The sequence below is a fragment of the Sphingomonas sp. M6A6_1c genome, from assembly GCF_053345135.1.
Window position 1 is genome coordinate 296,173 of the sequence record NZ_JBKEZO010000002.1, and the last position, 10,789, is coordinate 306,961.

The following is a 10,789-nucleotide window of genomic DNA, read 5'->3' on the forward strand; positions in this document are numbered from 1 at the left end:
GTCCTCCCCCGCCAGGGGGAGGGGGACCGCTCGGCGTCAGCCGAGTGGTGGAGGGGGAGGAAAGGGCGGGAGGCAGGCGACGAAGCTTCCGCCCTTTCCTCCCCCTCCGTCAGCGCTTCGCGCTGCCACCTCCCCCTTGCGGGGGAGGAATGCACGGTTACCGATAGGCGGTGATCTTGCCCGATTGCCCCAGCGTGTAGAGCGTCGACTTCACCACGATCGGCGGCAGCGCGAAGCTGTCCTTCGCCTCGATCGTCGTCGCGATGCTGCCGTCGGTCGGCGAGGCGAACACCACCTGCCCGAGCGAATTGGTCAGCACCAGCCGGCCGCCCGCCAGCACCGGGCCGAACCAGGTGACCTGCGGTCCCTTGTTCTTCTTGGCGTTCTTGAACCGCTGCAATTGCGCGATCCAGCGCGCCTTGCCGTTCGACCGCGCCAGGCACACCAGCCGCGCATCGTCGGTGACGACGAACAGCCATTCGCCCGCGATCCACGGCGTCGAGATGCCGGCGAAATTCTGCTCCCACAGCCGCTGGCCGGTCGACAGGTCGAGGCTGACCATGCGGCCGCCCTGCCCGACCGCGAAGACGCGGCCGTTGTCGATCACCGGCGCGGCGTCGATGTCCGACAGGCTCGACACCGAGGTGGTGATCGACGTGCGCGACAGCGCGTCGCCCCACAGCACGCGGCCGTTCTCATAGCGATAGGCGTTGAGCTCGCCGCTCGAGAAACCGGCGACCACCGTGCCCTGGCTGGCGGCGGGCGCCGCGACGCCGAACACGCCCTGCGTCTCCAGCGTGCCCGACTGCGCCCATTGGACCTTGCCGTCGCTCTGATCGAGCGCGAAGATCTGATTGTCCTGGCTCAGCACATAGACCGAGCCGTTGGCGACGGTCGGCGCGCCGCGCAGCGGCCCGCCCGGCTTGGCGCGCCAGATTTCCTTGCCGTCCGCGGCGTTGAGCGCGACGACATCGCCGACGCCGTCGGCCGCGAAGACGCGGCCCTCGTCGTAGCTCGCCCCGCCGCCGAAGCGCGCCGGGCGATTCTCGTCGCCGCTGCTGACCGAGGCATCCCACAATTTCGCACCGGTGTCGGCGGCGAAGGCATGGACCTGCGCCGCGACGTCGACGACGAACAATTTGTTGTCGGCGACGACCGGCGACGCGCCGAGCCGCTCGCGGTTCGAGCCGCCGGCGATCGACGACTGCCACGCGCGCGACGGCGCCTCGGCAAGCGCGAGATGGCCCATCGACTTGGCGGCATTGCCGCCTGGCTGCGTCCAGGCGTCGTTCGGTGCCGCCGCAGGCAACGTCACCTGGATGTCGGCGATCGTGCTGTCCGCCTCGATCGCGTTTTCGGAGGCGAGGATCGGCACGCGCTCGCCGACCGTCGGGGTCTTCTTGGCGCCGCCCTTGAAGATGCCGCAGGAAGACAGCGCGATCAGCGCGGCCACGGCCACCGAGGCCCGATATCTGGTCGTCATTGCGCAGGTGCTTCCTTCGATTGTGCCGCGGCCGCGCTGGCGGGGGAGACGATGCGCACGTTCGCGCCGCCGTCGGCACCCGCGGTGTCGACACCCATCGTGCCGGCCATCTGAACCGCGCGTTGACGGATCGAGTCGGGGACGGTGTCGCTCTGCGCGAGCTGGCCGAACAGCCGGCCGGCGAGGTCCTTGCGACCGCTGTCGAGATAGGCGATCGCGACCAGCTCGCCGGCGCTGCCGAAATAGGCGTTGCCCGGCACCGCGAGCGGCCGCAGCCGCTCGATGACGACCTGCGGCTTCAGCGTGTCGAATTCGGCGGTGGTCTGGCGGATCAGCGCGATGTCGCGGAACGGCTGCGCGAGGCTGGCGTCGGCGGCGATCTTGGCGAAGAGCGCGGCGGCGGCCTTGTCCTGCTTCTTGCCGAGCAGGATGTCGGCCTGCGTCATCAGCGCCAGCGCGCGATAGCCCTCGCGGCCCGATCCGGCGATCGGCGCGAGCGCCTTGTTCGCCTGATCGGCCTGACCCGCGCCGAGCGCGTCATAGGCCGCCTGCAATTGCTCGCCCTCGACGCCCGCCGCCTCGGTCCGGCGGTGCTGCCAGTAGAGGAATCCGGCGAAGGCCGCGAGCGCCACCACGATCGCCGCGATCGTCCAGCGGCCGTAGCGCTCCCAGAAGCTGGTCAACTGGTCGCGGCGCAGCTCGTCGTCGACTTCGCGCAGGAACGCTTGGTTGTTTTGCGGCGTGAGGGCCAAGGAGGGCTCCGGAACAGACAGAGGAAGTGGCGCGCACTCTTAGCGGCGACGTCGGCGAAACGAAAGCACGGGAAATGTGGCGGGTTGAGGGCGCCCTTTCCCCAGGCGGGATCGACATTCACTATCCTCGCCGATTCGGAACGATGATGGTCGCGGATGCGCTGCTCTTCCGTCACCCCGGGCTCGACCCGGGGTCCCGCTTCTTCCCGATCGGCATCCTCGAAGGACATAGCGGGACCCCGGATCAAGTCCGGGGTGACGGACCCAAGGTATTGAAGTCACCGCGCCAATGGATGTCGATCCAACCTAATCCTTCGCGGGATAGATCTGCTCCGGTCCCGGAAAGGCACGCGAGCGCACTTCGCCGGCATAGGCTTCGGCGGCGGCGGAGATCCGCCCCGCCATGTCCTCGTAGCGTTTCACGAAGCGCGCGGTGCGTTCGAACAGGCCGAGCATGTCCTCCGCCACCAGCACCTGCCCGTCGCATTGCGCCGACGCGCCGATGCCGATCGTCGGACAGGCGATCGTCTGCGTGATGCGGATCGCGATCGGCTCCATCACGCCCTCGATCACCACCGCGAAGGCGCCCGCCTCGGCGATGGCGGTGGCGTCGGCGACGATCTTCGCCGCCTCCGCCTCGCTCTTGCCGCGGGCGCCATAGCCGCCGAGCACGTTGACCGCCTGCGGCGTCAGCCCGACATGGCCCATCACCGGGATGCCGCGCTCGCCGAGGAAGCGCACCGTCGGCGCCATCGCCTCGCCGCCCTCCAGCTTCACCGCCGCCGCGCCGGTCTGCTTGAGCAGGAAGGCGGCGCTCTCGAACGCCTGCTGCGGCGAGGCTTCGTAGCTGCCGAACGGCATGTCGATGACGACCACGGCCTGATAGCTGCCGCGCACCACCGCCGCGCCATGCGCCGCCATCATCTCGAGCGTCACCGGCACCGTCGACGGCAGGCCGTAGATCACCTGCCCCAGGCTGTCGCCGACCAGCAGCATGTCGCAATGCGGATCGAGCAATTGCGCGGTGCGGACGGTATAAGCGGTGAGCATCACCAGCGGCGCGCCGCCGCCCTCCCGGCTCGACTTGCGCCGGCGGATCGCCGGCACGGTCAGCCGCTTGCGCGGCGCCGGGGTGGGATTGGCGCGGCTGGTCGCGGTATCGATCGTGTAGGTGGTGGACATCGCGCGGCTGTACCGCGCGGCGGGGACGCGATCCAGAGCGGACGAGCGGCGGCCTTCGATAGCCGGCGACCATGGCCGGCGGGACGTCGGGTTTACCGCAGCGTCTGCGCCCACTCCGCCGGCTTGAACCCGACGAGCAGCGCGTCCCCCGCCTCGACCACCGGCCGCTTGATCATCGACGGCTGCGCGACCATCAGCGCCACCGCCCGCGCCGTATCGAGATCGGCCCTGTCCGCCTCGGGCAGCGTGCGGAACGTCGTCCCCGCCCGGTTGAGCAGCCCCTCCCAGCCGAGCCGCTCCACCCAACCCGCCAGCCGCGCCCGATCGACGCCCTGCGTCTTATAGTCGTGGAAATCATACGCGATCCCGGCCCCGTCCAGCCAGCCACGCGCCTTCTTCACCGTGTCGCAATTGCGGATGCCATAAACGATCATGCCCATGCCGCGCCCTTACCACGCCGGGACCCTGGCGCCACGCCGCCGCGCTGCCGCGCTGCCGCAATCGTCATCCCGGATTGTCATCCCCGCAGGACCCTCCGCATCGCCACGGGATCATCCAACCCGCTCGTTGCACGGCTAGAACCTGCCCGCCATCACGGCTACCACCGCCTCATGACCGACGCCTTCCCCTCGATCCATCGCCACCAGTTCGCACGCGTCGCGGCGGCGACGCCGCTCGCCAGTGTCGGCGACGTCGCCGCCAACGTCGCCGCGACCGTCGCCATGGCGAGCGAGGCGCATGATCGCGGCGTCGATCTCGTCGTCTTTCCGGAGCTCAACCTCACCTCCTACGCGATCGACGATCTCCACCTGCAATCGGCGCAGCAGCGCGCCAGCGAACGCGCCGTCCGCGCCGTCGCCGACCAGACCGCCGGCCTCGCGCCGCTGCTGCTCGTCGGTGCCGCGCTCGTCCGCAACGGCCGGCTCTACAATAGCGCGGTGGCGCTCCACCGCGGCCGCATCCTCGGCGTCGTGCCGAAGACCTTCCTGCCCAATTACCGCGAATATTACGAAAAGCGCTGGTTCGCTTCCGGCCTCGGCCTGCACGGCCTGACGATCCGCCTCGGCGAGGAGGACGTGCCGTTCGGCACCGATCTGATCTTCGCCGCGGACGATCTGCCCGGCTTCGTCGTCCATGCCGAGATCTGCGAGGATTATTGGGCGCCCACCCCGCCCTCGACCGGCGGCGCGCTCGCCGGCGCGACGATCTGCTGCAACCTCAGCGCCTCCAACATCGTCATCGGCAAGGGCCGCGAGCGGATGCTGCTCGCCGCCGCGCAATCGGCGCGCACGTCCTCCGCTTATGTCTATTCCGCCGCCGGACCGGGCGAGAGCACCACCGATGTCGCGTGGGACGGTCAGGGCTTCGTCTACGAATGCGGCGACCTCATGGTCGAATCGAAGCGCTTCGTGCAGGCGCCCGAGCTCGCCGTCGCCGACGTCGATCTCGAACGGATCGTCCAGGAGCGGCTGCGCAACGGCACGTTCAACGATGCCGCGATCGCCGCCGGTCATCCCGAGACGCGCGTCCGCCGCATCGGCTTCGCGCATCAACCGAGTCTCGCCGATATCGGCCTCGAACGCCCGATCCGCCGCTTTCCCTTCGTCCCCAACGATCCCGGTCGCCGCGACGAGGATTGCTACGAAGCCTTCAACATCCAGGTCGAGGCGCTGTCGAAGCGGCTCGCCGCCACAAGATCGAAGACTCTGGTCATCGGCGTTTCCGGCGGGCTCGATTCGACGCATGCGCTGATCGTCGCGGCGAAGGCGATGGACCGGCTCGGCCGGCCGCGCGCCGACATCCTCGGCTTCACCATGCCCGGCTTCGCCACCGGCGACGCGACCAAAAGCAACGCCTGGGCGCTGATGCGCGCTCTGGGCTGCACCGCCGACGAGATCGACATCCGCCCCGCCGCGCGCCAGATGCTCGCCGACATGGGCCACCCCTTCGCGAACGGCGAGGCGGTCTACGACGTCACCTTCGAGAACGTGCAGGCGGGCCTGCGCACCGATTATCTGTTCCGCCTCGCCAACCAGCGCGGTGGCATCGTGCTCGGCACCGGCGACCTCAGCGAGCTGGCGCTGGGCTGGTGCACCTATGGCGTCGGCGACCAGATGAGCCATTATGCGGTCAACAGCGGCGTGCCCAAGACGCTGATCCAGTTCTTGATCCGCTGGTGCATCCGCACCGGCCAATATGACGAGGGCACCAATCGAATGCTGTCGACGATCCTCGGCCAGGAAATCTCGCCCGAACTGGTCCCGGCCGGGGCCGACGGCACGATGCAGAGCACCGAGTCGATGATCGGCCCCTATCCGCTCAACGACTTCTTCGCGCATTACGTCGTCCGCCACGGCCTCGCGCCGTCGAAGGTCGCGTTCCTCGCGTGGCACGCGTGGCGCGACGCGGCGGCCGGGCATTGGCCGGCGGACTTTCCGGCCGAGGCGCGCACCGCCTACGATCTGCCGACGATCAAACATTGGCTGGAGCGGTTCGTCGTCCGTTTCTTCCAGCTCAGCCAGTTCAAACGCTCCGCTATCCCCAACGGACCAAAGGTTTCCGGCGGGGGCGCATTGAGCCCGCGCGGCGACTGGCGCGCCCCTTCGGACGGCACGGCGGCCGTCTGGCTCGACGAGTTGCGCCGAAACGTTCCATAGAATCTTGCCTTTATAAGGGGGCGGGCGCATTATGAAGATCTGATGACACCGCCTCCCCGGGATGGCTCGCGCGATCGCCGGATCGAGGACCCATCGAATCTCTACCTGATTCACCCCGCGTCGCACGCTTTGCTCCCCCTTGCCCTGCGACACGGCGTTTCGGCCAATATGGTCTCGTTGATCGGTCTTGCCTGCGGTACGATCGCGGCGATCGCCTATGCGCATTGGAGCAATCCGGCGATGGCGCTGGTCGGGCTGGTCTTCTCGGTCGCGTGGCTGGTCGCCGACGGGCTCGACGGCATGATCGCGCGCGCGACCAAGACCGCGAGCGCGCTCGGCCGCACGCTGGACGGCCTGTGCGACCATGGCGTCTTCGCGCTGATCTATATCGCGCTCGCCTGGACGATCGGCACCACCGGCGGCTGGATGCTCGCCATCGCCGCGGGCGGCTGCCACGCGGTCCAGTCGAGCCTCTACGAGGGCGAGCGCGCCCGCTTCCACCGCCGCACCCGCGCCGCGCCGCTCGCGGCGGTGCCGGTGCCGGCCGGCATGTTCCTCGTCCGTCTCTACGACAGCGTCGCCGGCTCGGTCGATCGCATCTCGATGCCGTTCGAGCGCCGCTTCGGCGCCGCCGAGGATCAGGGTGCGTTCGCCGCCGCTTATGCCGCCGCCGCCGTTCCGGTGATGCGGCTGCAGTCGCTGCTCACCGCCAACGTCCGCGTCTGGGCGGTGTGCGTCGCGTGCCTGCTCGGCAGCCCGCGCCTCTTCTTCTGGTTCGAGATCGTCCCGCTGACGCTGGTCTGCGCGGTCGGCCTCTACCGTCACCGGCGCGTCGAGCGCCGTTTCGTTCACGGCGTTACGCCGCATTCCATTCTTTATCCAAGCGAACAGGGTCATTCATGAAGAGCATCAACATCGCCATCGTCGGCATCGGCAACTGCGCGAGCTCGCTCGTCCAGGGGCTGGAGCATTATCGCGAAGGCGCCAACGATCTCGTCGGCCTGATGCACTGGGAGCTGGGCGGCTATAAGCCCTCCGACATCAAGGTCGTCGCGGCCTGGGACGTCGATACGCGCAAGGTCGGCAAGGACGTCGCCGAGGCGATCTTCGCCAAGCCCAATTGCACCGCGGTGTTCGCCGCCAACGTGCCGGCGACCGGCACCGTCGTGAAGATGGGCGCGGTGCTCGACGGCGTCGCCGACCATATGGCCGACTATAAGGACGACCGTACCTTCATCGTCGCCAACGACACCCAGCCGAGCAAGGCCGAGATCGTCGCCGAGCTGAAGGCGTCCGGCACCGACGTGCTGATGAACTATCTGCCCGTCGGCAGCCAGCAGGCGACCGAATTCTACGCCGAATGCGCGCTCGAGGCGGGCGTCGCCTTCGTCAACAACATCCCGGTCTTCATCGCGTCGAATCCCGAATGGGCGAAGCGGTTCGAGGATGCCGGCGTCGCGATCATCGGCGACGACATCAAGGCGCAGCTCGGCGCGACGATCGTCCATCGCGTGCTGACCGATCTGTTCGCCAAGCGCGGCGTCAAGCTCGACCGGACCTATCAGCTCAACACCGGCGGCAACACCGACTTCCTCAACATGTCGAACCACCGCCGTCTCGAATCGAAGAAGATCTCGAAGACCGAAGCGGTCCAGTCGGTCGCCGCCGAGCGGCTCGACGACGACAACGTCCACATCGGCCCGTCGGATTACGTGCCGTGGCAGAACGACAACAAGGTCTGCTTCCTGCGCATGGAAGGCCAGTTGTTCGGCGGCGTACCGATGAACCTGGAACTGCGCCTGTCGGTCGAGGATTCGCCCAATTCGGCGGGTGTCGCGATCGACATGATCCGCTGCGCCGCGATCGCCAAGGACCGCGGCATCGCCGGCGTCATCGATCCCGCCAGCGCCTATTTCTGCAAGCATCCGCGCACCCAGATGACCGACGACCTCGCGCAGATCGCGGTCGAAGAGTTCATCAAGGCCGCCTGATGATCACCACGGGCCTGTTGCTCGCCGCCGGACAGGGCAGCCGGCTCCGTTCGGTCACGCCGTTCAAGCCGCTCTGCCCGGTGGCGGGGCGTGCCTTGATCGACCATGCGCTCGACGGCATGGCGGCGGCAGGCCTCACCCGCGCGATCGTCTCGCTCGGCTATGGCGCCGATGCGATCGCCGCCCATCTCGCCGGCCGGCAATGGCCGCTCGAGGTGGTGACGGTGATGACCGACTATCACCAGCCCAACGGCGTCTCGGCGCTGGCGGCGCGGGCGCTGGTCGGTCCGGAGGGCGCGGTGCTCGCGATGTGCGACCACCTCGTCCAGCCGCGCCACTATCGCCGCCTGGCGAAGGCCGGCGCCGGCGCCGGCCTGCGGCTCGGCATCGATCGCCGTCTGGGTCATGCCTGGGTCGACCCGCTCGACGTCACCTGCGTCGCGACCCGCGGCGACGCGATCGTCGCGATCGGCAAGGGCCTCGAACCCCACGATTGCTACGACACCGGCATCTTCGCGGTCTCGCAGCGCTTCTTCGAGGTGCTGGCGACGCTCGACAGCCCCTCGCTCACCGAAGGCGTCCGCCTGCTCGCCGCGGAAGGCTCGGCGAAGATCGTCGACTGCAGCGACCTCGACTGGCTGGACGTCGACGACGCCCCCGCCTTCGCACACGCCGAAGGCTGGATGACCAAGCTGGCGGCGTGATCCGCCTGGAAGCAGGCACCGCTGATCGGATATGGCCAATGTGAACTTAGTTCTTTAACGCGTTTGGACGTAGTGCGACGATCCCGGTGCCCCGACACCATGGTCGAGATCGTCGATGCTATCCCTTCGCTGCTTATCCTTATTGCTGACGGTCGGAGTTCCGCTTGCGGCATGCGGTGGGGCAAGTAACGGATCATCCGCACCGGTCGCCGTCACGCCGGCGCCGACGCCTTTACCGACGGCGACCGCCTCGCCGGCGCCGAACGCCTCTCCGACGCCAGCACCCGCCGCAGCGGTCGAGCCTTATACGATCGGCAGCCTTACCTATACGCTCGCCGCCGACACCCCCGCCGACAAGGTCGTCGCGATCCGCGACGCGATGGATTTCGCCGTCGCGCACACCAATGCGATCGCCGACTTTCCCGGTACCGTATCGGTCGTCTACGGCGCCGCGACGCCGACCGCGGACGCCGGCTATCAGGGCCAGATCCGCTTCGGCGGTTCGATCGGCCGCCGCATCGCCTTGCACGAACTGGCGCATTGGCTGGGATCTGGATCGGTCGCGGCATGGGGCGACCTCGTCAGGAACGGCCATTTCACTGGCGCGCTGACCGTAACCCGGCTCAGGGGGTTCGACGGCGACGACGCGCTGCTCAACGCCGACACCCAGCATTTCTGGCCATACGGCCTCAACTACGACTCCGAATTTCGCGAGACGCAGCGCAACACGCAGCTCGTCAGCGCGCAACGCGTCGACATGGGGTTGGCGACCGATGCCGCCGCTGCGGTCGCCGGCACCCGCCGCTTTCAGAACCGATCGAGCGAACGAGTGCTGCAAGGCGCAACAAGCGGCAGCGCGCCGGTCGGCGCAGCCAATGCGACCGGGGCGACGCAGCAATGGCGGGTCGGTTTCGCCCACGGCTTCGTCACTCTTACCAACGTAGATTCGGGTCTCGCCCTCGCATCGACCGGCGTCACTGGCGACAATGGCCCGACGACGCTGGTTGCCGCCGCCGAGGGCAAGCGCCAGCAATGGGAGATGATGCCGGTCGGCGAGCCGGGCTGGTTCCTGCTGCGCAATCGAGAGACGGAGACCTGTCTCGACAATATCGGCAATCTCGCGATTGGCGCGCCGCTGCGGCTGTGGAGTTGCGGCTTCCACCCTAATCAGCAATGGCGGCTCGTCCGGTAATTGTCCGGGCCGTAGCGCCACCGCCACCTTGACCCCCGCCGCCCGATCCCCGACACCGCGCCGCGTGACGCACCTCCCCCCGCCCCCCGCCGACCTGCTGCGCGACGCCGCGTTGTTCCTCGACTTCGACGGTACGCTGGTCGAGCTTGCCGAGCATCCGGAGGCGGTCGCGGTCGACGCTCGCCTCGCCGCGCTGATCGAGCGGCTGTCGGACCGGCTCGACGGCCGCGTCGCGATCATTTCCGGGCGCCCGGTCAGCGGCATCCGCGCGCTGTTCGGCGATCCGCATTTCGCCGTCTCGGGTAGCCACGGCCTCGAGGTGCTCTGGCCCGACGGTCGTCACACCCGCGCGGAACGCCCGGCCGCCCTCGACCGTATAGTGACCGAGATGAAAGCCTTCGCAACTGCAACATCCGGGGTGTTGGTCGAGGAGAAGCCACTCGGCGCCGCACTCCACTATCGCGCCGTCCCCGCTGCCGAAGCCGGGGCGCACGATCTGGCCAGCCGCCTCGCCGCGGACGCCGGCCTCCAACTGCAGACCGGCAAGATGATGGTCGAGGTGCGCGTGCCCGGCGCCGACAAGGGTACCGCGCTCGCCGCGCTGATGCAGAGCCCCGCGATGACCGGCAAGCGCCCCGTCTTCCTCGGCGACGACGATACCGACGAACCCGCGATGATCGCCGCACGTGCGCTCGGCGGCGCCGGCGTGCTGATCGGCGCGCCGCGCGACACCGCCGCCGCTTATCGTCTCGAAAGCGTCGCCCAGACCCTCCAATGGCTCGAAGCCGCAACCGAAAGCCTCGCTGCATGACCTCCACGCCCGATGCG

10 protein-coding genes are annotated in these 10,789 nt (G+C 68.7%); 6 read left to right on the top strand and 4 right to left on the bottom strand.

The window, feature by feature from the left end:
• Positions 1–157 precede the first annotated feature (157 nt).
• The 4 genes from ACLBWH_RS04450 to ACLBWH_RS04465 form a co-directional block, all read right to left on the bottom strand.
• A complete protein-coding gene (locus ACLBWH_RS04450) occupies positions 158–1,483 on the bottom strand; it encodes an outer membrane protein assembly factor BamB family protein (protein ID WP_322847497.1) in 1,326 nt (441 codons plus the stop codon).
• A complete protein-coding gene (locus tag ACLBWH_RS04455; RefSeq protein ID WP_447797061.1) occupies positions 1,480–2,235 on the bottom strand; it encodes a tetratricopeptide repeat protein in 756 nt (251 codons plus the stop codon). The genes ACLBWH_RS04450 and ACLBWH_RS04455 overlap by 4 nt, the downstream gene beginning before the upstream one ends.
• A gap of 306 nt (positions 2,236–2,541) precedes the next feature.
• A complete protein-coding gene (gene panB, locus ACLBWH_RS04460; RefSeq protein ID WP_447797063.1) occupies positions 2,542–3,417 on the bottom strand; it encodes a 3-methyl-2-oxobutanoate hydroxymethyltransferase in 876 nt (291 codons plus the stop codon).
• Between the two features lie 92 nt (positions 3,418–3,509).
• Complete coding sequence (locus tag ACLBWH_RS04465) at positions 3,510–3,857, bottom strand: ArsC family reductase (RefSeq protein ID WP_447797065.1); 348 nt, start codon at positions 3,855–3,857, stop codon at positions 3,510–3,512.
• 171 nt (positions 3,858–4,028) lie between these two features.
• On the opposite strand from ACLBWH_RS04465, the gene ACLBWH_RS04470 reads away from it, so the two are divergent.
• The 6 genes from ACLBWH_RS04470 to otsB all read left to right on the top strand — a co-directional run bounded on the left by ACLBWH_RS04470 (position 4,029) and on the right by otsB (position 10,772).
• On the top strand, positions 4,029–6,074 hold the full coding sequence (locus ACLBWH_RS04470; protein WP_447797066.1) for an NAD(+) synthase: 2,046 nt from the start codon (positions 4,029–4,031) through the stop codon (positions 6,072–6,074).
• 42 nt (positions 6,075–6,116) lie between these two features.
• A complete protein-coding gene (locus ACLBWH_RS04475) occupies positions 6,117–6,977 on the top strand; it encodes a CDP-alcohol phosphatidyltransferase family protein (RefSeq protein ID WP_447797068.1) in 861 nt (286 codons plus the stop codon).
• Positions 6,974–8,065, top strand: coding sequence for an inositol-3-phosphate synthase (locus ACLBWH_RS04480; RefSeq protein WP_322847491.1), 1,092 nt, complete (start codon positions 6,974–6,976; stop codon positions 8,063–8,065). The genes ACLBWH_RS04475 and ACLBWH_RS04480 overlap by 4 nt, the downstream gene beginning before the upstream one ends.
• Positions 8,065–8,769 (top strand): phosphocholine cytidylyltransferase family protein, encoded by a 705-nt coding sequence (locus tag ACLBWH_RS04485; protein ID WP_447797070.1) that lies wholly within the window; start codon positions 8,065–8,067, stop codon positions 8,767–8,769. The genes ACLBWH_RS04480 and ACLBWH_RS04485 overlap by 1 nt, the downstream gene beginning before the upstream one ends.
• Positions 8,770–8,911: 142 nt before the next feature.
• Positions 8,912–9,961 carry an RICIN domain-containing protein gene (locus ACLBWH_RS04490; protein WP_447797072.1) on the top strand — a complete coding sequence of 350 codons (1,050 nt, stop codon included), beginning with the start codon at positions 8,912–8,914 and terminating at the stop codon, positions 9,959–9,961.
• A gap of 64 nt (positions 9,962–10,025) precedes the next feature.
• The gene (gene otsB / locus ACLBWH_RS04495; RefSeq protein WP_447797074.1) at positions 10,026–10,772 is read left to right on the top strand and encodes a trehalose-phosphatase; all 747 of its coding nucleotides are present in this window, start codon (positions 10,026–10,028) and stop codon (positions 10,770–10,772) included.
• The last annotated feature ends 17 nt before the right edge of the window (positions 10,773–10,789 follow it).